Consider the following 26,307-nt stretch of genomic DNA (forward strand, 5'->3'; position numbering starts at 1 on the left):
TCACTTTCCCAACCTCACGCAATAGGTCAGACGAATTCGTCTCAGACGCCCACACCGGGGCCCATGCAGGTCAACGGGCCATCCGTCTGCTGCACTTCATAAAGCTCGGTCGAGGGGCCGCCCTCGCCTTGGAAGACGGCGCGCATGCCGTTGTCCGTGGGATAGAAGCTCCAGCATTGTTCGTTCGCCGGGGCGTTCTCATAGACGAAGCAGATGTTGCCCGCGCGCTCGTACCAGATGCCCTCTTGGCATTCGTCGCCGACGAAGGACCAGCGCACACGGCGGCCTGGCAGGTATTCCTCGATGCCGTAGGGCTGGCCCTGAATGGCGTAGGACAGGGTCCGGCCTTGGGTGTAGGCGTCGAATTCCTCGGCCCCCATCGGCGAGCCTTCGGGCACCACAGGGGTGCTCATCGGGCCGTTCTGAGACAGGGCAGGCAGGGCCACGCCCAGCGCCACACCGAAGGCGGCGACCGAAACGAGGCGGCGGAATACGAGGCTCATGAACGCTTCCCTCTCAGGCATCAACCCAGCCATCGTGCCAGAGCCCCCGGCCTGAGGCCAGCGCCCCGGCCTCACGTTAGCGAGAGACCGCCGATCCACTCAATGCGCGGGCATCACGTCCGGCGAGGTGCGCGGCGCCTGTGCCTGCTGATCCAGCAAGGCCTCCAGCCGCGGGTCCATCACGCGCTTCCACAGGGGCGGGAACATCGCCAGCATCGCCATCGCCGGCAGAGGTGCGGGCAGCATGGCCGAACCCTCAGGGAGCGTCAGCTGCGGATAGGGCCGCGCGGGATGGGCGTGGTGGTCCGAATGGCGCGGCGCGTTCAGCGTCACGGCCGAGGAATACCAACCCTTCGAGTTCCAGGCATGCCAGGGACCGGCAGCCTCATACCGCCCATTGGGCAGACGGCGGCGGCGCAGCCCGTAATGCTGGACGTAGTCGGCGATCAGCATCTGCGACTGGGTATGGGCGCAGAGCATCACATAGATGAACAGCCCCCACGGCCCGGCCAGCACTAAGGTCAGAAGGACCAGCGACAACTCGCCCACCACGTAGAAGACATAGGGATTGCGGCGGCGCGCCTGACCGCGCTGGCGCAGGGCCTTCTCGGCCTTGTAGCCCGACATGAAGCTGCCGTACCAGGCAAAGGGCAGATAGGACCAAAAGCCGGTGCCCTTGGTGGCCGAGACCGGGTCCTGCGGCGTCGCCACATAGGGGTGATGCACCAGCCGGTGGGCCGAGACATGGTGGCCGAACAGGAAAGCGATGTAGACCGTGGTCCCCAGCCGCGTCATCAGCCGGTCCGAGCGGTGGATCAGCTCATGCGAGGCCGGATTGCCGACCTGCCCGAAGAACAGGCCGAAGCCGATCATCCCCATCAGCCAGTCGAAGCCATGCAGGTTCGAGCTCATCGCCCAGACGCCCAGCGGCAGATGCGTCAGCTGCAGTATCCCCAGCACCACCAACAGACCGTCGCCCACGGGCAGCTCGCGCCCATCAGTGGGGTCTGGCAATTGGTCCATCACGATCCACATCAGGCCGATGGAAAACGGCGCGGCCCAGAGGACCGGGCCACCGTACAAAGCCCCCGGGATCAGCAGGATGGCGGGCAGGAATGTGGCGAAAGTGTAGATGAACAGGCGCATGACACTACCTTGGCAGGCGAACACGGCGAACATAAGGCTTCACGCCTCTTCCATCCATGCGACTCAGAGGCTAACTGCACAATAAGTAACGGCGCAAGCGACGGGAGAGCCCATGTCCTTCTTCGGCAAGCTCAAGGAACGGATGTTCCGCTCCTCCTCGAAACTCGACGAGGGGTTGGATGCCTTGGTCTCGGCCGCGCCCGAACCCGAGGCGCCCGATGCCCCCGTCCCCTCGCCCGCGCCGATCATCGCGCCGGACGCCGCGAAACCGGGTCTGCTGTCGCGCCTGACCGGTCGGCAGGACGCGCCGCGCCGGGTGCTGGATGACGAATTTGTCGAAGAGCTGGAGGACCTGCTGGTTCAGGCTGATCTGGGCGTCGAGACCGCATTGAAGGTCACCGCCAATATCGCCGCTGGCCGTTTCGGCAAGCGCGTCACCACCGACGAGATCAAGCGCGCCCTGTCCGACGAGGTCGCCCGGATCATGGAGCCGGTCGCGCGTCCCCTGCCCCTGTACCCGAGAAAGCCGCAGGTCGTGCTGGTCGTCGGCGTCAACGGCGCGGGCAAGACCACGACCATCGGCAAGCTCGCCTCGCAATTCCGCGCCGCCGGCAAGAAGGTGATCATCGCCGCCGGCGACACCTTCCGCGCCGCCGCGGTCGAGCAACTGCAGGTCTGGGGCGAACGCGCCGGCGTGCCGGTGATGACCGCGCCCGAGGGCTCGGACCCCGCGTCGCTGGCCTTCGACGCGCTGACCCGCGCGCAGGCCGAGGGCGCGGACCTGCTGATGATCGACACCGCAGGCCGTTTGCAGAACCGCGCCGACCTGATGGAAGAGCTGGCGAAGATCGTCCGCGTGATCCGCAAGAAGGACGAGACCGCGCCGCATAACACGCTGTTGGTGCTGGACGCGACGACCGGCCAGAACGCGGTCACGCAGGTCGAGGTCTTCCGGCAGATGGCCGATGTCTCGGGTCTGATCATGACCAAGCTCGACGGCACGGCGCGCGGTGGTGTGCTGGTGGCCTTGGCAGACCGCTTCGGCTTGCCGATCCATGCGATCGGCGTGGGCGAGCAGATCGACGACCTGTCCGCCTTCGACCCGCAGGACTTCGCCGACGCCCTGACCGGCCTGTCGAAGTAACCTAGCCCTCGTCCCGCTCGACCAGCCGCAGCAGGGCCAAGACCGCGACCACGATCACCGTGGCCATCGCGGCCAGCAGCTCTTGCCCGGTGCCGCAGCCCAGACCGACCGCGCCCGCCAACCACAGCGAGGCGCCGGTGGTGACGTTCTTCACCTCGCCCTTCGCCGTGAAGATCGTGCCCGCGGCAAGGAAGGCCACACCCGCCGTCACCGCCTCGATCATGCGCAGGGGATCGTTGCGCTGCTCGCCGGCCGTGCCGAAATCGAGCGCGCTGATCTCCAGCCCGAGGATCACGAACAGGCAGGCCGCGACCGACACGAGGATATGCGTCCGCAGCCCCGCCGCCTTGCGCCGCCACTCTCTCTCGATGCCGATGACGGCGCCCAACACCACGGCCACGCAAAGCCGCAACGCCGCGACCGGGGCGGCGACGGCGGATTGAACCGGGGTGAATTCGGCGATTATCATCTCCAACATGAGACCTTTTCTAGGGCCCGCGCGTTATCCGTCCAGTGGGCGGCGTCCCTGTCGCGCAGATCGCCTTCTGTACCCGCGTAACCGTATCCGCAAAGGACGCCCCGATGACCCGCTCCGCCCTTGCTGCCGCCCTTGCCCTTACGATGACCGCCGCCCCGACGGCACAGGCCCAGACCTTCCCCTTCCCGCCCGAGGCCCCGATGATGGAGAGCAACGCCTGCCTGTCCAGCTGGGCGCTGCTGATGGCCTTCCTGGGCGCAACCCCGCCGGAAGGCGAACCCCTCGCGGCACCGGTGACCGAGGAGGGGCATTGCCGCGTCGACAATGTGTTGGTGCGTAGCCCCCGCCACATCTTCCACGCAGAGCGCATCAGCTGGGCGGCCTCGGGGCTGGAGGCGCTGATGCAGGGCGCCTTGCCTGACCGGATCGATCTGGTGGCCGAGGGCTTCGGCATGTTGTCGCATGTCGATCAGCCGGTCTGGGACTATGTGATGCTGGCGCAATCGCGCGCCTCAGCCGGGATGGCCCTGCGCCTCAGCGTCACCCATCGCGAGGGCGTCGTGACCGTGTCGCAAGCCGATATCGATTTCCCCGATGACAGCCGCGCCAGCCTGACCGCCACGCTGACCGGGATCGACCCGGCAACGCCAGCCGGAGCATTGCTGCAGACCGCGCGACTGGACATCCACACCGCCGGCCTGTTCGAACGCTATCTCCTGGCCCCCATTGTCACCGCGTATTTCGACCCGGCCCTGCCGATGGAGCCTCAGGCCGACATGCAGCGCGCGCAGGCAACCGCGCTGGTCACCGCCCTGCCCGAGGCCAGTTTCCCCCCCGAAACCCGCGCCGCGATGGCCGCCTTCATCGCCGATTTCCCCAATCCGCGCGGCGATCTGGGGATCACGCTCGATGCACCAGACGGTATGCGCTTGACGCAACTCGGCCATCTGGGCGGGCTGGAAGGGGCCGAGGCGCTTGCCTCTGCCTTCGAGGGGGTGCAGATCGGGATTTCCTATGACCCGATATCCGAAGGCGCCCCCGATTGAGTGACTGGCTGATTTCGCACGAGGGCACGCAGACGGGTCTCTACCTGTCGATGACCTTCGCCCTCGCCGCGGCGGTGCTGCATGCGATCTTCGGCGCCTTGCAGAAGGGCCGCCACGATCCGTGGCTCTCGCGCGCGGGCATCGACATCTTCGCCTTCCTGATGTCCGCCCCGGTGGCGCTGTTCGTGGTCCCCTGGCCCGAGCCCCACATGTGGCCGATCTTCGCGGGCGTCTATGTCATCCACCTCGTCTACAAGATCCTGCAGGGCCTGACGTACGAACGTGGGGCCTATACCGTCGTCTACCCGGTCGTGCGCGGCACCGGCCCGCTGTTCGCGGTGATCGGCGCGATCATCTTCTTCGGCGAGAGCTTCAACCTCTGGCAATGGGCCGGGGTGGGCGTGCTGCTGGCGGGGATCTACGGCCTCGCGCTGTACAACCTGCGCAAGATCACCGTGAACCGAGACACGCTGGTCCCGGCGCTCGGCTTTGCCGTGGCAACGGGGGCGATGGTCGCGGTCTACACGACCTATGACGCCTATGGCATCCGCTCGACCGCCGACCCGTTCACGTTCTTGGCGTGGTTCTTCATGATCGACGCCTTCACCATGCCGATCGTCTTCGCCCGGCGCATGGCACGGATGGCACCGGCGGATCGGGCGAACCTGCTCAAACGGGGCTTCATCGGCGCGCTGGTGGCCTTCGCCAGCTTCGGCGGCATCATGCTGGCGACGCGCCTCGGGCCCGTCGGGCAGGCAGCGGTGCTGCGCGAGACCTCGACGGTCTTCGCCGCGCTCATCGGCTGGCTGATGCTGGGCGAAAGTACCGGCCCGCGCCGCGTCGCCCTGATGGGGATGATCGCCGCGGGGGCGATCATCGTCCAATTGGCGGCTTAAGCCACCGGTTCCAGCAGGCCCTGCACCACCTCGGCCGCGATCTCGATCGAGCGGATGCGCTTCGCCGGGTCCCAGATCGCGCCTGTCAGGATCAGCTCGTCGGGCTGGGTGCGGGCGATCAGGCCCTTGAGCTGCGTCTCCAGCGTCTCGGGCCCGCCGGTGGCCGAGAAGCTGAGTGCGCCCTGCACCTGATGCATGATCGCTGCCGGGATCTCGGCCTCGACATCGCGGATCGGCGGCGGCAGCTTGCCCGGCTGACCCGAGCGCAGCCGCGCGAAGCTTTGCAGCATCGACGAGCGCAGATAGGTCGCCTCGTCATCCGTCTCGGCGGCGAAGCAGCCCGCGGCGACGATGGCATAGGGGCGCTTCAAGTAATCCGAGGGCCGGAAGCTGGAGCGGTAGATCGCCAGCGCCTCGTCCAGCGCTTGCGGTGCGAAATGCGAGGCGAAGGCATAGGGCAGGCCCAGATAGGCCGCCAGCTGCGCGCCATAGAGGCTGGAGCCAAGGATATAGAGCGGCACGTTGGTCCCGGTGCCGGGCACGGCCTGCACCCGCGCTTCGGCATTCTCGCCGAAATAGGCCAGCAGCTCCATCACGTCCTGTGGGAAGGTATCCTCGGCCTGCATGTGGCGGCGCAGCGCGCGCATGGTGATCTGGTCGGTCCCCGGCGCCCGGCCGAGCCCGAGGTCGATACGGCCCGGATAGAGCGTCTCCAAAGTGCCGAAGGCCTCGGCCACCGTCAGCGGCGAATGGTTCGGCAGCATGATCCCGCCCGCGCCCACGCGGATACGGCTGGTTGCGCCCGCGACATGGCCGATGACGACAGCTGTCGCGGCGCTGGCGATGCCGGGCATGTTGTGATGTTCGGCCAGCCAGAAGCGGTGATAGCCCAGCCGCTCGGCGGCCTGCGCCAGCGCGACCGTGGCCTTCAGCGCATCGGCGGGGGTGCTGCCTTCGGGCACCGGCGACAGATCGAGGATGGAAACGTGGTGCAAAGCGGATCTCCTTTGCCCTGACCTAAGCCGTGGCCCGCCCCGAACAAGACCCGGGGCGGCGGCTTCGCGCCCGCTTACCCCTCGGTCAGTTCCGCCGCACCGTCGGTGAACTGCAGCCGCGCCAGCCGGGCATAGAGGCCGCCCTGCGCCACCAGCTCGGCATGGGTGCCCTCGGCGGCGATGCGGCCCTGATCGAAGACCACGATCCGGTCAGCCTTGCGCACGGTGGCCAGACGGTGGGCGACGACGATGGTCGTGCGCCCCTCGGACAGCCGGTCGACGGCATCCTGCACCAGACGCTCGCTTTCCGCATCCAGCGCCGAGGTCGCCTCGTCGAGCAACAACACCGGCGCGTCGCGCAGGATGGCGCGGGCAATGGCAATGCGCTGCTTCTGGCCACCCGAGAGCATCACCCCACGCTCGCCCAGCTGGGTCTCATACCCCTCGGGCAGCTTGGTGATGAAGTCATGCGCGGCAGCGGCGCGGGCGGCCTCGTCGATTTCGGCATCCGTGGCATCGGGGCGGCCGAAACGGATGTTCTCGCGCGCCGAGGTGGCGAAGATCACCGGGTCCTGCGGCACCAGCGCCATCGCGCCGCGCAGATCCGCGCGCGACAGGTCGCGCAGGTCGTGGCCGTCCAGCGTCACCGCCCCTTCCTGCGGGTCGTAGAAACGCATCAACAGCTGGATGATCGTGGATTTGCCCGCGCCCGAGGGGCCGACCAGCGCCACCGTCTCGCCGGGCTTCACGCTGAGCGAAATCCCGTCCAGCGCCGATTGCGTCGGGCGCGAGGGATAGTGGAACCGCACGTTGTCAAAGGCGACGGCGCCCTGCACCGGCGCGGCCAGCAGGCGCGGCTGGGCCGGGTCCTGCACGGCATCGATGGCCTCCATCATCTCGATCAGACGCTCGGTTGCGCCGGCGGCGCGTTGCAGCTCGCCCCAGATCTCGGACAAGGCGCCGACCGAACCGGCGACCAGCACCGAGTAGATCACGAACTGCACCAGCTCGCCGATGGACATGCTGCCTTCGCGCACGTCGATGGCCCCGATCCACAACACGCCGACAATGCCCGAGAACACCAGCGCTATGATCACCACGGTCATCATCGCGCGGGTGGCGATGCGGATCATGGCGATGTCGAAGCTCTTCTCCGTCACCGTGTCGAAGGCGGCGATGGAGCGGGTCTCATGCGTGAAGGCCTGCACGGTCTGCGCGGCGCCGATGGCCTCGGAGGCATTGCCCGACGATTGTGCGATCCAGTCCTGATTCTCGCGCGAGAGGCGGCGCAGGCGGCGGCCCAAGGTGACGATGGGAATGATCACGGCGGGGACCAGCAGCAGCACAAGGCCCGTCAACTTGGGCGAGGTCAGCGCCAGCAGGATCAGACCACCGAACAGCATCAGTACGTTGCGAAGCGCCACCGAAACGGAGGAGCCGACAATCGACTGGATCAGCGTCGTGTCGGTGGTGATGCGCGACAGCACCTCACCTGACAGGATCCGCTCGTAGAAGGCGGGCGACATGCCGATCACACGGGCGAACAGCGCCTTGCGGATATCGGCCACCACGCGTTCCCCCAACCGGGTGACCATGTAGTAGCGCAGGCCTGTCCCCACGGCGAGCAACCCCGCCAGCGCGAGGGCCGCGACGAAATACTGGTTGAGCAGCACCAGCTCGCCCGAGCCGAAGCCATCGACCACCCGGCGCACCGCCAAGGGCAGCGCCAGCGAGACCGAGGCCGTCAGCACCAGCGCCACGAAGGCCCCGGCCAGCAGCCCCTTGTATTGGCCAAGGAACGGCCACAGCCCGGCCAGCGCGCCGATCCGACGCGATCCCGCGCGGGTTTCCGTTTGCGATGCGTCACTCATCGGCGGCCCCTTCTTTCCCTGAGCCCTTCGCGTTTAGGCAGTCCGGCGCGCGGGGGCAAGCGTCCGGCCCCGTCGCGCGACAATTGGCACCTCTCCGCGCAATCACGGGTTGCTGGCTAACAGGTGATCACACCCCCCCTTGGCCTGTGAACGAATGATCTTCACTCTAGGCGCATTCATTCCCACCATTGCCGTCCCCGGAGCGCGTCATGCTGTTTCACACCCCCACCCTCCAGCTGCGCAGCCGCCTGCGTCGCGCTGTCGTCCTGTCGCTGTCGGGCCTCGTGCTGGCCCTGCCCCTGTCCGCCGAGACCTCGATCAACGCCGTCACCCTGTCCACGGCGGGCCTCGCCATGATCGAGGCCGAGGGCCAGATGGGGCTGGAGCCGATCACGCTCTCGGTTGCGCGCGACGATATCGACGACTTCCTCAAGACGCTCTGGGTGCTGGACCCGAACGGCGCGGTGCCCTTCGTCACCATGACTGGGCCGGGCAGCTTCGAGGACGCCTTCGCCCATTTCCCCTTCGGCCCGCAGGACGTGACCGACCCCGCCCGCCTGTTCGGCACCATGGTCGGCGCGCCGCTGGTGGTCGAGCGTCGCGGCGAAAGCTGGGAGGGGCTGAACATGGGCGTGACCCAGCGCCCCGACGAGCATGGCAGCGTCAACGTTCTGAACCTGCAGGCCGAGGACGGCACCCTGCACGCCTTCGTCATGGATGACGCGCTGGGCGTCCGCTTCGCCGATGCCGCCGATCAGGCCACCCTGCGCGACGCGCTGCGGGCGTGGCGCGGCTCGGCCAACCCGCGCCGGGTGGAGCTGACGCTCGATTCCGACGACCGCACCCCGCGCGACGTGGGTCTGGTCTATCTGCAGAACGCCCCGCTGTGGCGCACCGCTTGGCGCGCCGTCGACACCGACGAGGGCATCCGCCTGATCGGCTGGGCCGTGGTCGAGAACACCACCGGCATCGACTGGGACGATGTGGAGCTGACCTTGGCCACCGGCTCGGTCCGGGCGATCGAGGCGCAGCTTTACGCCCGCACCTATGCGCGTCGCGAACAGGCCAGCACGCCGGAGATCCCGCGCCCCGCCCCCATGGTCGCCATGGCCCCCGCCTATCGCGGCGCCGTCGCGGACATGGCCGAGGCCGCCGGCGCGGGACGCGTGCAGATGGAACAGAGCATCGCCTCGATCCCGGTGACCGCGGATGACGGCGACAGCTTCTCGCGCTTCACCCTGGGCACGCCGGTCACCCTGCCGGCCGGCCAGATGATGAGCGTGCCGTTCCTGTCCGAGATGCTGGAGGACGCGCGCCTGACCCTCTACCGCGGCGGCCGCGGCGAGAGCCATCCGGTCATCGCGCTGTCCTTGGAGAACCCCCTGCCCCTGCGCCTGCCCGCCGGTGTCCTGACGCTGTACGAGGACGGGCGCGGCCATGCCGGCGATGCGATGATCCCGGAACTTGCCCCCGGTGCGACCGAGATCGTCGACTTCGCCCTCGATACGGCGGTGGAGATCCGCGAGGAGGTCTCGAACACCGAGACGCTGCGCGAATTGCGCCTCGCTCGCGGCGTTCTCTTCATCACCGAGGATCTGGAGCGCCGCTTCACCTACCGGATCGAAGGCGCGCCCGATGCCGAGCGCGAGATCACCATCGACCATCCGCGTCATTCCGGTTGGACCATCAGCGCCCCCAGCGGAGCCGAGGAGCGCAACGACGCGTGGCGCTTCGAGGTGCCGGTGGCCGCCGGTGAGCGGGCCTCGCTCAGCGTGACCGAACGCCAGCCGCGCACCCGTCAGATGGGGGTGATGGACATGGACCTGCCGACGCTGGCATACTGGCAGGGTCGCACCGAGGATGCCGGACTGCGCGACACGCTGGCCCGTGCGGCCGCGATGCGCCAGCAGATCCTTGATGCCGAGAATGAACAGCGCCGCCTCTCGGGCGAGATGCAGACTCTCGAGCGTGAACAGCAGCGACTGGTCAGCCTGATCGTCCAGCTGGGCGATGACAGCCAGGCCAACCGCGAGCGTCGCGCCCGTGTCGATGCCATCGACGCCGAGATCACTGCGGCCCGCGAGGCCTCGGCCGCCGCCGCCCAACGCGCGACCACGCTGCGCGGCGACCTCGCCGAGCTGATCGGAACGCGCTGACCGAAAACCCGCCGTTCCGGCAGGAACCCCCCTGAGCACAACAGGGGCGAGCAGAAGAAGAACGGCCACCGGGGGTTCCGGTGGCCGTTCCGTTTTTCCGGGCCTGCGCCAGTCTCAGCCGAAGCGATAGCTCGACGCGGTCACGCCACCCATCAGTCCAACGTCATGGTAGACGCGGGTGGCGGGCTCGCCCTCGGCCGCACCCAGCGCCGCGAACAGCGGAACCAGATGGTCCTCCTGCGCGTGGCAGGTGCGGGCATAGGGCGCGCTTTCCCAGTCGATCAGCGCCTCGGTCCGTTGCTCCGGCGCCGCGGCGAGGGTGTCGCCCAGCCAAGCGTCGAAGGCCTCGGACGGGACCTTGGCGGCGGGGCCGAACATCCGCAGGTTATGGAAGCTGAGGCCCGAGCCGAGGATCAGCACACCCTCGTCCCGCAACGGCGCCAGCGCGCGGCCCATGGCGAAATGCTCGGCCGGCGAATAGCCCTTGCGCAGCGACACCTGATAGACCGGGATCTGCGCGTCCGGGTACATGATGTACAAGGGCGCGAAGGTGCCGTGGTCGAAGCCCTGCTTCAGGTCCATCCGCGCGGGCAGGCCGGCGGCTTCCAGAAGCTCCAGCGTCCGCTGCGCGATTTCGGGCGCGCCGGGGGCCGGATAGGTGATCGAGTAGGTTTCCTTGGGGAAGCCGTAGTAATCATAGACCATCGGCGGGTTGGCCGCGCCCATCACGGCGAAGTCGTCCTCTTCCCAATGGCCCGAGATCGACAGTACGGCCTTGGGCTTCTCGGGCAGTTCGGCGGCGATGCGCTTCAGGCTGTCTTCGAGATTGTGGAACTGGGCACGCATCGGCGGCAGCCACGGCCAGGGGCCGCCTCCATGCGAGATGAAATAGCTGGGCATGCGGGTCATGGCTGCCTCCGTTGCTTGCGGTTCAGATTTGCAGGCGGTTCAGGTGAGGATAGCTCAGCTGCGGCGCAGGGCGAAGGCCCCGGCACCCAGCAGGGCCTGCACGACCAGCGCCACGGTCCAGAACGCCGGGTATTCCCAGCCACCGCCTTGGTTCGAGAAGAAGAACCCGGCCGAGGCATGGCCGAAGTAGCCGGCACCGACCATCACCGGGATCAGCGCGAGCGAGACCCAGCGGGTCCAGACGCCGGCGATCAGGGCGAGGCCGCCGAGGATCTCCACCGCGATGGTGATGTAGGCGAGGAAACCGGGCAGGCCGATCGATTCAAAATAGCCAGCGGTGCCGGCGGGGGTGAAGACCGAGTATTTCATCCAGCCGTGCAGGATGAAGAACACGCCCATGGTGACGCGCAGGATCAGCGCGGCGGTGTCGGCGTTGCTGACGCGGGCGGCGGGCAGCGAGGTGGTGGCAGTGGTCATGGCTCTCTCCGGATACAGGATGCCGCGGGGCCGCGGCTTGCCTCCGTCAAATGACACACTTTTGATCCAGAAATAATCCCACCGAATGGCACTTCATTCCTTCCAAAATGGAAGGTATCAGCCCGTGGCTTCCAGGTCCTTCGCCAGATAGTCGATCAGCAGCCGGACCTTGCGCGGCAAGTGGCGGCCTGCCGGATAAAGCGCGTAGATCCCGCCGGGCGGGGGCTCGAACCGCTCCAGAAGCGGCACGACCCGGCCCTCGGCCAAGGCATCGCGGGCCGCGAAATGCGGGATGCGGGCGATGCCCAACCCATCCTCGGCGGCCATCAGGCAGGCGCGCGCGTTGGAATAGCGCAGCCGCCCGGTCACCACGACCACCGTCTCGGTGAAGCGCCAATGCGCCGGCTCACGCAGGTTGGTGTCGAGGATGCAGTCGTGGCCCGACAGCTCGGCCGGGGTCTGGGGCCCGCCGTGTTTCGCCAGATACTCGGGCGCCGCGACAACGACGATCCGCACCTCTCCCAGCTTGCGCGCGACCAGAGAGCTGTCGACCGGGTTGCCCACGCGGATCGCCGCATCGAAGCCCTCATCGACCAGATTGACGAACCGGTCCGAGAAGGCGACGTCCAGCTCGATCCCCGGATAGGCCGCCGCGAACCCGTTCAACGCGCGGGCCAATTCCATCGTGCCGAGGGAGATCGGCGCGGACAGCCGCAGCTTCCCGCGCGGGGCCTCCCCGGCCTCATGCAGGCTGAGGTCCAGCGCATCGAGGTCGCCGATGATGTTGCGGATCTGCGCGAAATAGCTCTGCCCCAGCTCCGTCGGGGCCAGCGCACGGGTGGTCCGGTTCAAGAGCCGCGTGCCGAGCTCACTCTCCAGCGCAGAGACGAGTTTCGACGCCTGCCCGGCACTGGTGCCTTGCCTGCGTGCGGCCGCCGCGAAGCTGCCGGTCTCCATCACCGCGATGAACATCCTGTCGGCCGCGAGGCGGTCCATGTCGTGCCTTTCCCTCGTACGTTTCCATTATTGAATATGTATGTCGGTCAAGAAAAGGTTCACAGCGTTGCCACGAGCGCGGAAACGCGCGAAGAAATGCAGGAAAGTCACTGAAATACAGCCCTGAGACGCAGCATGACTGACCCAATCGCGCAGGACGGGAATACCCCCGCTCCCCGCCGCCGCCGACCGACCCGCGCCGAGATCGCCGGGGCGGCTCGCGGCTGGGGCGCGGTGCGCGCGATCCTGTCGGGGATGTTGCTGGGGCCGGTGCTGGCACTTGTGACTCCCTCGGCGATCTTGGTGCTGGCGCTGGGCGAGCTGGGCAATATCCTCGCCGGTCAGCGGCAGGGTCTGGCCGTGGGCGAACAGGCCGCCGCCGCCGTGGTCCTGTTGCCGGCCGCCTGGCTCATCGGCTTTCCGGCAGCGCTCGCTTGGCTGCGCTGGCCTTGGGGCGGCTATCTGGGGGCGCTGTTCCAAGGCGGGCTGATGGGGCTGGGCTGGGCCGCGCTGGGCACCCATGGCGCGCAGCTGTGGCGGGCCGAGCGGCTGGGCCTGACGCAGATCACCCCGCCCGGCCTGAGCGACATCCTGACCAACGCCGCACTCGTCGGCATCCCCTTGGGCATGGCCACCGCCGCCGCCTTCTGGATTTCGCTGGAACGCCGTGCCGGTGGCTCGCGTCGCCGGGTCGGCATCCGGTTGACGACCCTGTTGCTGCTGGCTTGGGTGCAATTCGCGCTGGTGGCTGCGCTGGGCGCCTATCTGGGCTGAGGCCGGACGCGACGGCAGGCGGTGGCGCCGATTGCATCCCTCGGGGAAACCCGGCAAAATCCTTGGTCAGGAGCGCCGTTAGGGCGTCGGGGAGGATCATCAATGACGCGCCAATTCGCCAATTTCGCGGACCGTAATGCCATCGAGGCCGAACAGCCCTGGGCCGAGCGCGACATCCCCGCCACCGTCTATGACCAGATCACCCGGACGGCCCGCGCCCATGGCACGCGCAAGGCGATCAGCTTCCAGATGTTCTCGGACGACGGCGCCAAGGCCGAGACCCTGACCTGGAACGAGTTCCACGCGCAGGTGACGCGCGCCGCCAACCTGTTCCGCAGCCTCGGCGTCGGCGAGGGCGACACCGTCGCCTATATCCTGCCCACGGTGAACGAGACGGCGATCACCCTGTTCGGCGCCATGACGGCGGGCATCGTCAACCCGATCAACCCGCTGATGGAGCCCGAGAAAATCGCCGGCATCCTGCGCGAGACCAATGCCAAGGTCGTCGTCACCCTGCGCGCTTTCCCCAAGACGGATGTGGCCCAGAAGGTGGCCGAGGCCCTGCGGCATGCGCCGAATGTGAAGACCGTGCTGGAGGTCGATCTCAACCACTACATGACCGGCGTGAAGAAGCTGCTGGTGCCGTTGATCCGCCCGAAGAACCCGGTGCATCACAACGCCCGCATCCTCAGCTTCTACCGCGAGCTGCAGAAGCAACCGGCCGACCGGCTGACCTTCCAACAGGCCTCGGGCGATCCGGTCTGCGCCTATTTCCACACCGGCGGCACCACGGGCCTGCCCAAGGTCGCGCAGCACCGCCATTCGGGCATTCTGTACAACGGCTGGCTGGGTGCGAACCTGCTGATGTCCGAGACGGACACGATCCTCTGCCCGCTGCCTCTGTTCCACGTCTTCGCCGCCTATCCGATCCTGATGTCAGTGGTGACGGCGGGGGCGCATATGGTCATGCCGACGCCCGCCGGCTATCGCGGCGACGGCGTGTTCGACAACTTCTGGAAGCTGGTCGAGCGCTGGCAGGTGAGCTTCATCATCGTCGTGCCGACCGCTCTGTCGGCGCTGATGCAGCGCAAGGTGAATGCGGATATTTCCACCTTGAAGAGCGGGTTTTCCGGCTCGGCCCCGCTGCCGCTTGAACTTTATCGACGTTTCGAGGAAGCGACGGGCGTTGCCATCGTCGAGGGCTACGGGCTGACCGAGGCCACCTGCCTTGTGTCCTGCAACCCGGTCGACGGGGTGAAGAAGGTGGGCTCCGTGGGCATCCCCTTCCCCTATACCAACTGTCGCATCCTGCATCATGGCACCGACGGCACGATCAGCAAGGAATGCACGGTCGACGAGGTGGGCGAGATCTGCATCTCCAACCCCGGCGTCATCCCCGGCTCGACCTATACCGAGAAGGCGAAGAATGACGGGCTCTATGCCGATGGTAGCTGGCTGCGGACGGGCGATCTTGGGCGGCTGGATGCCGATGGTTATCTGTGGATCACCGGCCGTGCGAAGGATCTGATCATCCGGGGCGGGCACAACATTGACCCCGCGATGATCGAGGAGGCGCTGCTGTCCCACCCCGCTGTGGGCTTCGCTGGCGCCATCGGTCAGCCCGATGCGACGGCGGGTGAATTGCCCTGCGCCTATGTCGAGCTGGTCGCAGGCGCGACGGTCACTCCGCGCGAATTGGCCGAGCACGCCGCAAGCCGCATTCCTGAGCGCGCCGCCGTGCCGAAGCATGTCGAGGTGCTGGCCGAGCTGCCGAAAACCGCCGTGGGCAAGGTCTTCAAGCCCGACCTGCGCCGCATGGCGATCACCCGCGTCTTCGATGCCGCGCTGAAGGAAGCCGGGGTGGATGCCTCGGTGGCCGAGGTGATCGAGGACAAGAAGCGCGGGCTGGTGGCGAAGATCCGAGCCGGTGAGGGCGTGGATCAGGCGAAGCTGACCGAGGTTCTGGGCACCTTCGCGGTGCAGTGGGACAAGCTGTAAGCCCCCTCGGAGCATACCGTTCGCGGCCCTCTCCATGATACGCGAAGGGCCGCGCCCGACCCGTGGGTGGGCGCGTCGGAACGGCGAAGACTTGGCGCTTAATGGTGTCAAACCCCTCCGACGATTGATCTGATGGCTGAGGTTGCAATGCGCCCGCCTCCCAAAAGTTTCGGTGGGGCGGGTCGGGCGCGGCCCCGGGCGGGTCGCCCGTGCCAAGGCAAGAAGTCGTTCAGGCGGTCAGTTGCGAGCCGTCATGCCCCTGGATCAGCGCGGGAATGATCGACCCGACCTCATGATCCTGCGCAAATTTCACCTCCGTGAATTGCTCTGTCCGGCCCATGCGCGGGTTCTCCATCAGCACCAGATGCTGACGCCCGACCTGCTGCGCCAGATGCGCCACTGCCAGTTCCTCACCAAGCGAACGCAACCGCGCGGCGCGCTCCTTGATCAGGGGCTTCGCCACCTGCGGCATCCGCGCGGCGGGGGTGCCCTTGCGCGGCGAATAAGGGAAGACATGCAGCCAGGTCAGCCCGCATTCCTTCACCATATTCAGAGTGTTGGAGAACATCTCCTCGGTCTCGGTCGGGAAACCGGCGATGATATCGGCGCCGTAAACCAGATCGGGGCGGGCGTTGCGCATATCCTCGCAGAAGCGGATCGCGTCGTCGCGCAGATGACGGCGCTTCATGCGCTTCAGCACCATGTCATCGCCGGCCTGCAGCGACAGGTGGAGATGCGGCATCAGGCGTTTCTCGGTTGCAATCGCCTCGATCAGCGCGGGGTCCGCTTCGACCGAGTCGATCGAGGAAATCCGCAGCCGCTCCAGATCCGGCACCAGCTTCAGGATGCGCCGCACAAGGTCGCCAAGCTTCGGCTCGGCCGGCAGATCGGCGCCCCATGAGGTCAGATCGACGCCGGTCAGCACCACCTCGCGGTAGCCAGCCCCGACCAGCCGCTTGATCTGCTCGACCACCACACCCGCCGGGACCGAGCGCGAATTGCCGCGGCCATAGGGAATGATGCAGAAGGTGCAGCGGTGGTCGCAGCCGTTCTGCACCTGCACATAGGCGCGCGCGCGGGTGCCGAAGCCGTCGATCAGATGACCGGCGGTTTCCTTGACGGAGAGAATGTCATCGACCTGCACGCGCTCGGTCTCGCCGATCAGATCGGGCGCGAGGCCCTTCCAGGTCTCGGCCTGCATCTTCTCATGGTTGCCGATCACGCGCGTGACCTCGGGCATCTCGGCGAAGGTCTCGGGCTCGGTCTGCGCCGCGCAACCGGTGACGATGATCGTCGCGCCCGGATTGTCGCGCGCGATGCGGCGGATTTCCTGACGGGCCTTGCGGACGGCCTCGGCGGTGACGGCGCAGGTATTGACCACATGCGCATTCGAGACCCCGGCCTGCTGGGCCAGATCCTTCATCGCCTCGGTCTCATAGGCATTGAGCCGACAGCCGAGCGTGGTGAAAACCGGCGCGCTGCTCATGTCAGGGCCAGAAATTCGGGGGTCAATTGCGCGGTGAAGACATCGGCGACGGGGCCGGTCAGCCAGACGCCATCCTCGCGCCAATCGGCCTCGAGGATGCCACCGTCGAGCTCCATCACCACCCGGCGGCCCGTGAGCCCCCGCTGCGCCGCCGCCACCGCCGAGGCACAGGCGCCCGAGCCGCAGGCCAGCGTCACGCCGGTGCCCCGCTCCCAGACCCGCATGCGCAGACGGTCGGGGCCGATGAGGCTGATGAATTCGACATTGGTGCGCTGCGGGAACAAGGGATCATGTTCGACCGCTGCGCCCTGCTCTTCCAGCGCGACCTTCTCGGCGTCATGGACGATGAAGACGCAATGCGGATTGCCCATGCCGACGCCCACCGGATCGCCATCCAAGGGCAGATGCAGCACGTCCTGCGGCGAGGACAGCGGGATCGATTCCCAGTCCAGCAGCGGCGCGCCCATGTTCACCCAGACCCGGCCATTGTGGCGACGAGCCTCGAGCAACCCGCGCTCGGTGCGGATCACCAGCGTGTCGCGCCCGGTCTCTTCCATCACCATCCACGCGACACAGCGCGTGGCATTGCCGCAAGCGCCGGCCGTGGTGCCATCCGAGTTCCAGAAATCCAGAATGAAATCCGCATCTTCCGCCGGACGCAGCTCGGCCAGTTGGTCGAAGCCCACGCCGCGATGACGATCGCCCAGCGCCGCCGCGAGGGCGGGCGTGGTGACACGGGTTCCACGCGCGCGGCTGTCGATCACGACAAAGTCGTTCCCGGCACCATGCATCTTGCGGAACATCAGAGGGGCGGATGCGTTGCTCATGGGCGCGCATATAGGCATTTTCGCGTGACGCCGCCAGTGGGGCCTGCCACAGTGACCCTCGGGAGTGACTTTCATGCGTATCGCGATTTTCGGGGCCGGGGCGATCGGCTGCTACGTGGGCGGCAGATTGGCCCATGCCGGCGCCGACGTGGTGCTGATCGGACGGCCCCGGATGGGCGACGCCTTGGCGCAAGGCCTGCACCTGACCGATTACCGTGGCGCAGACCTTCACCTGCCTCCCCTGCCCTTCGCCACCGGGCCCGAAGCCGTGAAGGACGCCACACTGGTCCTGATCTGCGTGAAAAGCCAAGACAGCGCGCAGGCCGCGGCCCAGCTGTCGACGCATCTGCCGCCGGCGGCGATCCTTGTGAGTTTCCAGAACGGGATCGGCAATGCGGCGGCGCTCAGTCAGGCCTTGGGGCGGCCGGTGGTGCCGGGGATGGTCGGCTTCAACGTGGCATGGATGGGTGGCGGTCATTTCCATCAGGGCACGCAGGGCGATCTGCATATCGAGGAATCGCCCCGGCTGAACGAGGCCCTGTTCGCCCGCGCCGGCCTGCCGCTGCATGTGCATGACGACATGCAGCCGGTGATGTGGGGCAAGCTGATGCTGAACCTCAACAACGCGATCAACGCCCTGTCCGGATTGCCGCTGAAGGATCAGCTGGGCCAGCGCGACTATCGCCGCTGCCTTGCCGCCGCGCAGGAGGAATACCTTGACCTTTGCCGGGTGGCGGATCAGCCCTTGGCGCGGCTCTCGCCCCTGCCGGCGGCGTGGCTGCCGGGGGTGCTGCGCTTGCCGGACCGGTTGTTCGCGCTGTTGGCGCGGCAGATGCTGGCCATCGATCCCAAGGCGCGCTCGTCCATGGCGGATGATTTGACGCTGGGCCGCAAGCCCGAGATCGACGCGATCAATGGCGAGGTCGCGCGGCTGGCCAAACGCCTTGGCCGCTCGGCCCCCGTCAATCAACGCCTGATGGCGCTGGTCGAGGAAGCGTCGCACAGCGAACCGCGCCGCACCTGGAGCGGGAGAGAGCTGCTGCAAACGTTGCAGAGCGCCTGATGGACCACAGCACGCGAAGCGGAAAAGGGCGCACCGACGGATCGGCGCGCCCCTTTGCTTTGACCTGTCGCGGGTCTCAGACCACGACGCGCGACGTGGCCATGGCGGCATAGATCACCCCGCCCAAAGCCGCGCCGATCAGCCAAGCATAGCCCGACAGGAAGCCCAAGGCCGGCACCCAGACCGCCGCGACCGAGAAGATCGCCGCCAGCACGAAGGCGATCAGCGCGGCGTCGTTCCAGCCGCCCTTGTAGTGGTACTTGCCGCCCTGCATGTCATAGAGCGCGTCGACATCCAGCTTGCCCTTCCGGCTGATGTAATAGTCGGCGATCATGATCCCGTAGAGCGGGGCCAGCGTCGCGCCCAGCGTATTGACGAAGCCCGCGATGCCGATATCCGCGATCACGCTGGTCCAGAAGCCGCCGATCACCAGCGCGAAGAACGAAGTAATCAGGCCCGCCGTGCGGAAGCTGATCTTCGACGGCGCGAGGTTGGCAATGCCGTTCACGGCCGGGATGAAGTTGGCCACAAGGTTGATGCCCACGGTCGCCGCGAAGAAGGTCACGGCGGCGATCACGGCCAGCAGCACGGAATCGGTGCGCTCGACGATCTCGGTCGGGTTGATGATCTCCTCGCCATAGACGACCGCCGCACCGGCGGTGGTCAGGAGCGCCAGAGCCGAGAACAGGATCATGTTGAACGGCAGACCCGCAAGATTGCCCACGACCATCGCCTTGCGGTCCTTGGCATAGCGCGAGAAGTCCGAGAAGTTGATCATCACCGCGGCAAAATAGGCGACCATGGTGCCGACGATGGCGATGAAGCCCGAAACTTCGGTGGCGAAGGTTCCCTCAGGATTGGCGAAGATGGTCTGCGCGGCCGACAGAAGCTGGCCGTCCGAGCGCTGCCACAGCACGACCAACAGGCCGATCATCACGAGGTAGACGAAGGGCCCGGCGATGTTGAGGAAGGTTTCGACCCAAGCCATGCCGCGCCAGAAGATGACGATGTGGAAGGCCCAGACGATCAGGAAGCTCAGCCAGTCCACGCCGGTCATGCCCATGATCTCGGTGCCGCCCTCGATCCCGGTGAGCGAGCGAATGAGCAGCGCCAGTGCGGTCGAGGCGAAATAGACCTGCACGCCGTACCAGAACACCGCGACCGTCGCGCGCAGCACCGCCGGCAGTTTCGAGCCCGCCGTGCCCATGCTTGCGCGGGCCAGAACCGGATAGGGGATGCCGTATTTCTCACCGGCCGCACCCGACAGGTTCACCAGCACCATGACCATGAGACCCGCAAAGATCAGCGCGGCGAAGGCGGTCCAGCCGCTCACCCCGAACGAGATGAACAGCGAGGCGACCAGCGAATAGCCGAACAGCGACTGGATGTCGTTGGCCCAGATGTTGAAGACCGCGAACCAGCCCCAGGTCTTCTCGCCGGGCGCGACCGGGGCGAGCGTGTCACCCTCGCTGCCCGCGGCGGAGGACGCCTGCGCCCCGTCATAAGTTGTCATGTCAAAATCTCCCCTGTCGCTGGCCCCCTTCCCCCTCGGGATCGATGGATTGGCGGGCTCTGATGATGCCGCGAGGATGCATGATTATGACGATTCCGTGATCGCTCTCCCCGCTTGGCGGGCAGTTCACACGCGAAAGGAGTGCGATTGCAACAAATTATCCGGGTTTTTGCCCAAGGTTTGAGCGAAACACCTTTTCGGGATTCGCGATAATCCCCAGCGCATCGGCGTCAGAGCAGGTCTTCCGGCGCGTGGTTGGGCCGGTGCCCGGCTTCGGCCAGCAGCACGACCTGCGCCGCCGCCCGTGCATCCTCGCCCGCGTCATGGTGGCGGAACCGCAGGCTGAGATAGCGCTTGAGCGAGGCGAGCCCGTGCCCGCCCTTCCCCTTCAACTCAGGCCAGGCTTTGCGAGCCACGCGGACGGAATCCTGCCAATCCCAGACCGGCGCCTCGATCCCCGCATTGAGGCAAGCCGCATTGATCGCCGCGCGGTCGAAGGTCGAATGCTGGTACAGCACCATGCCCGAGAGCGCCTCGACCAGCGGCGCCAAGGCCACGGCAAACAACGGCGCGCCGGCGACCGTCTCGGCGGTGATCCCATGGACCCAGGTGCAGGACCAATCCTCGGTCTGCGGATCGACATGGGTGACCCAGGTCTCGATCCCGCCATCCTCGCGCACGAAAGCCACGCCGATCTGGCAGATCGACCCGCGCGTGTTGTTCGCGGTCTCGACGTCCAGCGCGGCGAAGCGGAACGGCCCTTCGGGCAGCGGCGGGATAGGCAGATGGGTCAAGGCAGCTCTCACGCGGTTCTGGGCAAGGTGTAGCGCCCTTCGCGGGGGACCGGAACCCGTGCGGCGGTCACGGCGCGCGGAAACCGTCTTCGATGACCTCAAGGATCGGCGTCTGGAACACGCCTTTGATGCGGTCCGCGCCGGGCACCGTCTCCTGCCATCGCGTCCCCTGCTGCATGGCGACCGAGATCCCCATCGGCGCGATCCCCGCCTTCGCCAACAGCCGCAGCACGGCGGCCATCGAGGCACCGGAACTGACGACATCATCCACCAGCAGCACCCGCTTGCCCTCCAGCAGCGGCAGCATGCGCGGGTCGAGGTAGATATCCTTGCCCCCGCCCGGTGTGGTGATCGACTTCAGGGGCTCGGACAGCGCCGGGTCGTACCAGAACTTGCGCGAGGTCCCCAGGGCCACCACGCGGCTGTGCCCCAACCGCCGCGCCACGCCCTCGGCCAGCGGCAATCCCAGCGTCGGCACACCGATCACCACCTCGGGCGCCGCGTCGCGCCAATGCCCCGCCATCGCGTCCATCAGCGCATCCAGCACCGCGAAGGACGCCTGATTGACGATGAGCGAGGCCACCCCCTGCGTCCCGTCCCCCGGCAGCACCCGCATCGGCAGCTGGATCTGCCGCCCGTCCGGCAGGCTCGCCGGGTAAAAGCCCGTGTGCAGCCTGCCCTCGGGCGCGGCGAATGTGCCTGCGGGGAAGATCTGCTGCCAGAAGTCATGCGGGGCGAGTGTCGTCATCGGGGGTTCCTCTGGCCTTTGGCCGGCAGATGCGCGAGGGTGGATATGACAAAGCCCCTGACCCAATTGCAAGCCATGCCCCTGCCCCAAACCGATCTCGACGCCCTCATCGCCCTGCGCCACGACCTGCACGCCCATCCCGAACTGGGGTTCGAGGAGACCCGCACCGCCGAGATCGTCGCGCAGAAGCTGGCCGAGGCCGGGATCACCGTGCATCGTGGTCTGGGCGAGACCGGCGTTGTCGGCACGCTGACCCTCGGCAACGGGCCGGGCCGCATCGCGCTAAGGGCCGATATGGATGCGCTGGCGATGCCCGAGCTGACCGGCCTGCCCTATGCCAGCCAGAACCCCGGCCGGATGCATGCCTGTGGCCATGACGGGCATACAGTGATGCTGCTGGGCGCCGCACAAGAGCTGGCGCGCGAGGGCGGCTTCAACGGCACCGTCCATTTCATCTTCCAACCGGCCGAGGAAGGCCGCGGCGGCGCCGCGCGCATGGTCGCGGACGGGTTTTTCCAGCGTTTCCCGGTGGATCGCGTCTATGGGCTGCACAACATGCCCGGCCTCGATCCCGACGAGATAGCCGTGGTCGAGGGGCCGCAGCTGGCGTCCTCGGACCGCTGGGAGGTCAGTTTCACCGGCGAGGGCACCCATGGCGCGAAGCCGCATCTGGGGCGTGACCCGATGCCCGCGGCGGGCGCCTTCCTGACCGCGATCCACACCATCGTCGCCCGGGTCGTCGACCCGCTGCAACCCGCCGTGGTCAGCGCCTGCGCGCTGGAGGGCGGGGATTTCTCGGCCCTGAACGTGATCCCGGACACAGTCCGCATCGGCGGCACCGCCCGCGCCTATTCGCCCGAGGTCCGCGACCAGCTGGAACTGGAATTGAAGCGCATCGCCGAGGGCGTCGCCGCGACCCATGGCGTCACCGCCGCCTTCGAGTACCGCCGCGGCGTGCCGCCCGTGATCAACGACAAGGACGCGACCGCCCGCGCGCTGGCCGCCGCGCAGATCGCCCTGCCGAAGGTGCGGACGGCGTTCCCGCCCTCGACCGCCGGCGACGATTTCGCCGTCTTCTCGCAAGAGGTGCCGGGCTGCTACGTCTGGCTCGGCAACGGCCCGGCCCGCGACGGCGCGCTGCATCACAACACGCGCTATGATTTCAACGACGCCGCCATCGCGCCGGGCGTGGCGTTCTGGACGCAGCTCGTCCGCTCGGAACTTACCGGCTGAGTCCTTTCCAAAGCATCGCCTTCACCGCCTCGGCCTCGATCCTCATCGCCACTTGGATTGCGGGGCGGGTCTCGTCGGGGATCAGACGGCCGGGATGCTCGACGGTATCGACCCGCAGGTGCATCGCATCGCAGCCGAAGAGCGCGGGGTCCAGCGCCAGCAGCATGACGCAGGGGTCGTGCAGCGGCCGGGACTCGCGGGCCGAGCCGGTGAAATACGCCTCGATCAGCGCGGCTGAGGTGACCGCTGCCGGCGCTCCACTGTCGCGCAGCTCGACCAGATCGGCGGGCGAGGCGCGGAATTTGCGCGTCACGTCCAAGGGGATCAGTGTCACCGGCACGTCTGAGGCGAAGACCTCATCCGCGGCCAGCGGGTCGGCGGCGAGGTTGAACTCGGCATGGGGTCCGGCATTGCCGATCTCATGGATATTGCCGCCCATGGCTATGATGCCCTTGAGCCGCAGGAAGGCCTCAGGGTGCTGGCGGCGAAGCTGCGCGAGGTTCGTCAGCGGCGCCAGCGCGAGGATGGTCAGGCTGCCCTCGGGTTCCGCCATCAGCCGCTCGGCCAGCAGTGCGACGGCATCGGGCGCGGCCTCGGCCAGCGGGTCGGGCAGTTGCACCCCACCCAGACCATCCGCGCCGTGGATCGCCTCCTCGCTGAGGCCCGCGCCCGCCAGAGGCCGCGCCGCGCCGCGCGCCACGGGGACCGAGGCCGCCATGACCGAGGCCAGCCGCAAGGCGTTGTCGGTCGTGCGGTCGAGGCCGATGTTCCCCGCGACAGTGGTGATCGCCTGCACGTCGAACCGGGGCTCGTTCAGCGCATAGAGGATCGCCACCGCGTCATCGAGGCCGGGGTCCGTGTCGATGATGACCTTCATGCTTTCGCCCCGTCGATAGCGGCCATCTCGGCCTTGAACTGGCCGGCGACCTGCAGCGCATCGGCCATGACCTTAGCGCGCTCGAGCGTCAGCACCTGCCGGTCGCGCATCAGCCATTCGCCCGCGACCATCGTGTCCTGCACATCGTCCGGCATCGCGGCAAAGACCAGCATGGAATAGACGTCATAGATCGGGTGCAGCCGCGGCGCGTCGAGCGAGATCCGGATCAGATCCGCCTGCTTGCCGACCTCGAGCGAGCCGGTCCTGTCGTCCAGACCGAGCGTCTTCGCGCCTTCCAGCGTCGCCATGCGGATCACCTCGACCGCCGGCAGGGGCTTGCGCGAATTCCCAAGGATCTTGGCAAAGATCGACACCGGGCCGAATTGCGCGAACAGATCCAAGGTGTTGCCGCTCATCGGCCCGTCGGTGGCGATGCCGACGGCGACACCGGCGCGGCGCAGATCCTCGATGCGCGCCATGCCCCGCCCGCCCTTGCCGTTCGAGCGCGCATTATGCGCGACCGAGGCGCCGGTGGCGGCGAAGATCTCGATATCCGCGTCATTCATCAGCAGGCAATGCGCGGCCACGGTGCCGGGGCGGAGGATGCCCGATTTCGCCGCCAGCGCGGTCGTGGTCATGCCGTAGTCGCGCGCGGCCCATTCCGACTCCGGCACGGTCTCGGCCAGATGGATCTGCACGCGGGAGCCGGGATGGTCGTCATGCCAGCGCGCGGCCCGTTCCAGCACCGACAGCCCCGTCGAGTACGGCGCATGGGGGGCGACGGAGGCCAGCAGCCTTGGATGCCCCGCCAGATGATCGGCCAGCTGATCGCACAGCGCGAAGGCCTCGTCGAAATTGGCGTGATCGGGCGCAGCGAAATCAGCCAGCGTCTGGCCCAGCACGCCGCGCAGGCCTGCCTGATCCATCACCTCGGCGATCACCGTCTCGTAGTAATACATGTCGGCGATCGTGGTGACGCCGCCCATGATCGTTTCCAGCGCCGACAAAGCCGTGCCCGCGCGCACCATCTCGGGCGCGACGAACTTGCGCTCAAGCGGCAGGATGTAGCGGAAGAGCCGGTCGTCGACATCCTCGCCCAAGCCCCGGAACAGCGACATCGGCAGGTGGCAATGCGGGTTCACCATGCCCGGCATCACCACATCGCCGCCCATGTCGAGCGTCTGATCCGCCTCGGGCGCCGGGCCCTCGCCCAGTGCCACGATCCGGTCGCCCTCGATCTTCACCCAGCCCTTGCGGTACTCGGTCAGGGCCGGGTCCATCGTCACGACCCAGGCATTGGTCAGAACGAGGCTCATTCCGGTTGCAGGATCGCGCATTGCTCGGGGTTCGGCACCAGCTTCGCGGCGGTACCGGTCTCCAGAGGCTGCGACAACGGGCCGTTCGCGACCAAGGACAACCCGCCCGCCTGCGCCTGATACTGGTAGGCGCGGCCGAGATAGGTGCGCAGGCCCAGCTCGGCGGGCAGGCCCACGGCGGCGGGGTCGGTCGAGACCTGCAACCCATCGGGGCGCGTCGCCAGCAGGAAGCGGTCGGGGATTGCGCCCAGCTGGTCCTGCGAGAGGGTCAGCTCGGCGCCGGAGTCCGAGCGCGCAGTCACCTCGGCACCGTTGCGGGCGGTGACAGACAGCGGGACGATATTCTCGAAGCCGACGAAATTGGCGACGAAGGCATTGGCCGGGCGCTGATACAGCGTTTCGGGCGTGTCGAGCTGCATGATCCGGCCCTGATGCATGATCGCCACGCGGTCGGAGATCGAGAAGGCCTCCTCCTGATCATGGGTCACATAAAGCGCGGTCGTGCCATTGGCGCGTTGTAGCTGGCGGATCTCGACGCGCATGTCGACGCGCAGCTTGGCGTCGAGGTTCGAGAGGGGCTCGTCGAACATCAGGAGTGGCGGCTCGATGACCAGCGCGCGGGCCAAGGCGACCCGCTGCTTCTGGCCGCCGGACAGGGCGGCGGGCAGGCGGTCGGCCAGATGGGCGAGGCCCACGCGGTCCAGCATGGCATCGGCGCGCTTCGTGCGCTCAGCCGAGGCAACCTTGCGCTGCTTCAGGCCGAAGGCGACGTTCTCGCGCACGGTCAGGTGCGGGAAGAGGGCGTAGTTCTGGAACACGAGCCCGATGTCGCGCTGATGCGCAGGCAGCCGGGTCAGGTCTTTGCTGCCCAGTCGGATCGCGCCCGAGGTCGGCTGCAGGAAGCCCGCAACCAGCCGCAAAGTCGTGGTCTTGCCGCAGCCCGAGGCACCAAGGAGCGAGACAAGCTCGCCTTCGGCCAAGGACAGCGACAGGTCCTCGAGCACCTTGGTCGAGCCGTAATGGGCGGTGATGTTTTCGATGGTCAGAGGCAGGGTCATGGC

General features: G+C 67.5%; 24 protein-coding genes. 8 read left to right on the forward strand and 16 right to left on the reverse strand.

Annotated features, from left to right (window positions below):
- Window positions 1–41 precede the first annotated feature (41 nt).
- A complete protein-coding gene (locus BCY78_RS16605; RefSeq protein ID WP_083195093.1) occupies window positions 42–503 on the reverse strand; it encodes a hypothetical protein in 462 nt (153 codons plus the stop codon).
- A 99-nt stretch (window positions 504–602) separates the two neighbouring features.
- On the reverse strand, window positions 603–1,649 hold the full coding sequence (locus BCY78_RS16610; RefSeq protein ID WP_158515947.1) for an alkane 1-monooxygenase: 1,047 nt from the start codon (window positions 1,647–1,649) through the stop codon (window positions 603–605).
- Window positions 1,650–1,761: 112 nt separating this feature from the next.
- Between BCY78_RS16610 and ftsY the strand changes: the two genes are divergently transcribed.
- Window positions 1,762–2,793 carry a signal recognition particle-docking protein FtsY gene (gene ftsY, locus BCY78_RS16615; protein WP_068304152.1) on the forward strand — a complete coding sequence of 344 codons (1,032 nt, stop codon included), beginning with the start codon at window positions 1,762–1,764 and terminating at the stop codon, window positions 2,791–2,793.
- Between the two features lies 1 nt (window position 2,794).
- Here ftsY and BCY78_RS16620 read toward each other — a convergent pair whose 3' ends face one another.
- Window positions 2,795–3,271, reverse strand: a complete 477-nt coding sequence (locus BCY78_RS16620; RefSeq protein ID WP_068304153.1) for an MgtC/SapB family protein — start codon at window positions 3,269–3,271, stop codon at window positions 2,795–2,797.
- Window positions 3,272–3,375: 104 nt separating this feature from the next.
- On the opposite strand from BCY78_RS16620, the gene BCY78_RS16625 reads away from it, so the two are divergent.
- Window positions 3,376–4,317, forward strand: coding sequence for a hypothetical protein (locus BCY78_RS16625; protein WP_068304154.1), 942 nt, complete (start codon window positions 3,376–3,378; stop codon window positions 4,315–4,317).
- Window positions 4,314–5,213: an EamA family transporter gene (locus BCY78_RS16630; protein ID WP_068304157.1), complete on the forward strand. Its 900-nt coding sequence runs from the start codon at window positions 4,314–4,316 to the stop codon at window positions 5,211–5,213. Before BCY78_RS16625 ends, BCY78_RS16630 begins: the two co-directional genes overlap by 4 nt.
- Here BCY78_RS16630 and BCY78_RS16635 read toward each other — a convergent pair.
- Entirely contained in the window at window positions 5,210–6,208 is a 999-nt protein-coding gene (locus BCY78_RS16635) for an LLM class flavin-dependent oxidoreductase (RefSeq protein WP_068304160.1), read from the reverse strand. The genes BCY78_RS16630 and BCY78_RS16635 overlap by 4 nt on opposite strands.
- Before the next feature lie 74 nt (window positions 6,209–6,282).
- A complete protein-coding gene (locus BCY78_RS16640) occupies window positions 6,283–8,079 on the reverse strand; it encodes an ABC transporter transmembrane domain-containing protein (protein ID WP_068304162.1) in 1,797 nt (598 codons plus the stop codon).
- Window positions 8,080–8,288: 209 nt separating this feature from the next.
- On the opposite strand from BCY78_RS16640, the gene BCY78_RS16645 reads away from it, so the two are divergent.
- A complete protein-coding gene (locus tag BCY78_RS16645) occupies window positions 8,289–10,235 on the forward strand; it encodes a DUF4139 domain-containing protein (protein WP_068304163.1) in 1,947 nt (648 codons plus the stop codon).
- A 114-nt stretch (window positions 10,236–10,349) separates the two neighbouring features.
- Here the strand turns inward: BCY78_RS16645 and BCY78_RS16650 are convergent, their stop codons facing one another.
- The 3 genes from BCY78_RS16650 to BCY78_RS16660 all read right to left on the reverse strand — a co-directional run bounded on the left by BCY78_RS16650 (window position 10,350) and on the right by BCY78_RS16660 (window position 12,617).
- The gene (locus tag BCY78_RS16650) at window positions 10,350–11,144 is read right to left on the reverse strand and encodes a class III extradiol ring-cleavage dioxygenase (protein WP_068304164.1); all 795 of its coding nucleotides are present in this window, start codon (window positions 11,142–11,144) and stop codon (window positions 10,350–10,352) included.
- A gap of 54 nt (window positions 11,145–11,198) precedes the next feature.
- Window positions 11,199–11,621 carry a DoxX family protein gene (locus BCY78_RS16655; RefSeq protein ID WP_068304166.1) on the reverse strand — a complete coding sequence of 141 codons (423 nt, stop codon included), beginning with the start codon at window positions 11,619–11,621 and terminating at the stop codon, window positions 11,199–11,201.
- Between the two features lie 117 nt (window positions 11,622–11,738).
- Window positions 11,739–12,617: a LysR family transcriptional regulator gene (locus BCY78_RS16660; protein ID WP_068304168.1), complete on the reverse strand. Its 879-nt coding sequence runs from the start codon at window positions 12,615–12,617 to the stop codon at window positions 11,739–11,741.
- Between the two features lie 135 nt (window positions 12,618–12,752).
- On the opposite strand from BCY78_RS16660, the gene BCY78_RS16665 reads away from it, so the two are divergent.
- Together BCY78_RS16665 and BCY78_RS16670 are read left to right on the forward strand one after the other, a co-directional pair.
- Window positions 12,753–13,391, forward strand: coding sequence for a hypothetical protein (locus BCY78_RS16665; RefSeq protein WP_068304170.1), 639 nt, complete (start codon window positions 12,753–12,755; stop codon window positions 13,389–13,391).
- Between the two features lie 102 nt (window positions 13,392–13,493).
- The gene (locus tag BCY78_RS16670) at window positions 13,494–15,389 is read left to right on the forward strand and encodes an acyl-CoA synthetase (protein WP_068304172.1); all 1,896 of its coding nucleotides are present in this window, start codon (window positions 13,494–13,496) and stop codon (window positions 15,387–15,389) included.
- Between the two features lie 229 nt (window positions 15,390–15,618).
- Here the strand turns inward: BCY78_RS16670 and mtaB are convergent, their stop codons facing one another.
- Window positions 15,619–16,875: a tRNA (N(6)-L-threonylcarbamoyladenosine(37)-C(2))-methylthiotransferase MtaB gene (gene mtaB, locus BCY78_RS16675; protein ID WP_068304174.1), complete on the reverse strand. Its 1,257-nt coding sequence runs from the start codon at window positions 16,873–16,875 to the stop codon at window positions 15,619–15,621.
- Complete coding sequence (dapF, locus tag BCY78_RS16680; RefSeq protein ID WP_068304175.1) at window positions 16,872–17,702, reverse strand: diaminopimelate epimerase; 831 nt, start codon at window positions 17,700–17,702, stop codon at window positions 16,872–16,874. Before dapF ends, mtaB begins: the two co-directional genes overlap by 4 nt.
- Window positions 17,703–17,775: 73 nt before the next feature.
- Between dapF and BCY78_RS16685 the strand changes: the two genes are divergently transcribed.
- Window positions 17,776–18,765: a 2-dehydropantoate 2-reductase gene (locus tag BCY78_RS16685; protein WP_068304177.1), complete on the forward strand. Its 990-nt coding sequence runs from the start codon at window positions 17,776–17,778 to the stop codon at window positions 18,763–18,765.
- 76 nt (window positions 18,766–18,841) lie between these two features.
- Here the strand turns inward: BCY78_RS16685 and BCY78_RS16690 are convergent, their stop codons facing one another.
- The 3 genes from BCY78_RS16690 to BCY78_RS16700 all read right to left on the reverse strand — a co-directional run bounded on the left by BCY78_RS16690 (window position 18,842) and on the right by BCY78_RS16700 (window position 21,820).
- Window positions 18,842–20,278: an NCS1 family nucleobase:cation symporter-1 gene (locus BCY78_RS16690; RefSeq protein ID WP_068304179.1), complete on the reverse strand. Its 1,437-nt coding sequence runs from the start codon at window positions 20,276–20,278 to the stop codon at window positions 18,842–18,844.
- Window positions 20,279–20,508: 230 nt separating this feature from the next.
- Window positions 20,509–21,072: an exonuclease domain-containing protein gene (locus tag BCY78_RS16695; protein WP_068304181.1), complete on the reverse strand. Its 564-nt coding sequence runs from the start codon at window positions 21,070–21,072 to the stop codon at window positions 20,509–20,511.
- 67 nt (window positions 21,073–21,139) lie between these two features.
- Window positions 21,140–21,820 carry a phosphoribosyltransferase gene (locus BCY78_RS16700; RefSeq protein ID WP_068304183.1) on the reverse strand — a complete coding sequence of 227 codons (681 nt, stop codon included), beginning with the start codon at window positions 21,818–21,820 and terminating at the stop codon, window positions 21,140–21,142.
- Between the two features lie 75 nt (window positions 21,821–21,895).
- Here BCY78_RS16700 and BCY78_RS16705 point away from each other — a divergent pair, with 75 nt between their 5' ends.
- Entirely contained in the window at window positions 21,896–23,053 is a 1,158-nt protein-coding gene (locus BCY78_RS16705) for a M20 aminoacylase family protein (RefSeq protein WP_068304223.1), read from the forward strand.
- On the opposite strand, the gene BCY78_RS16710 is transcribed toward BCY78_RS16705, so the two are convergent.
- From BCY78_RS16710 to BCY78_RS16720, 3 genes are read right to left on the reverse strand one after another with little or no spacing between them, the layout of a single operon-like run.
- Window positions 23,043–23,930 carry a nucleoside hydrolase gene (locus BCY78_RS16710; protein ID WP_068304185.1) on the reverse strand — a complete coding sequence of 296 codons (888 nt, stop codon included), beginning with the start codon at window positions 23,928–23,930 and terminating at the stop codon, window positions 23,043–23,045. The two genes, BCY78_RS16705 and BCY78_RS16710, sit on opposite strands and share 11 nt — an antisense overlap.
- Window positions 23,927–25,246: an amidohydrolase family protein gene (locus tag BCY78_RS16715; RefSeq protein ID WP_068304187.1), complete on the reverse strand. Its 1,320-nt coding sequence runs from the start codon at window positions 25,244–25,246 to the stop codon at window positions 23,927–23,929. The genes BCY78_RS16710 and BCY78_RS16715 overlap by 4 nt, the downstream gene beginning before the upstream one ends.
- Complete coding sequence (locus tag BCY78_RS16720) at window positions 25,243–26,304, reverse strand: ABC transporter ATP-binding protein (protein WP_068304189.1); 1,062 nt, start codon at window positions 26,302–26,304, stop codon at window positions 25,243–25,245. The genes BCY78_RS16715 and BCY78_RS16720 overlap by 4 nt, the downstream gene beginning before the upstream one ends.
- Between the last annotated feature and the right edge of the window lie 3 nt (window positions 26,305–26,307).

The organism is Pararhodobacter sp. CCB-MM2, assembly GCF_001691415.1.
Lineage (GTDB): Bacteria > Pseudomonadota > Alphaproteobacteria > Rhodobacterales > Rhodobacteraceae > Pararhodobacter.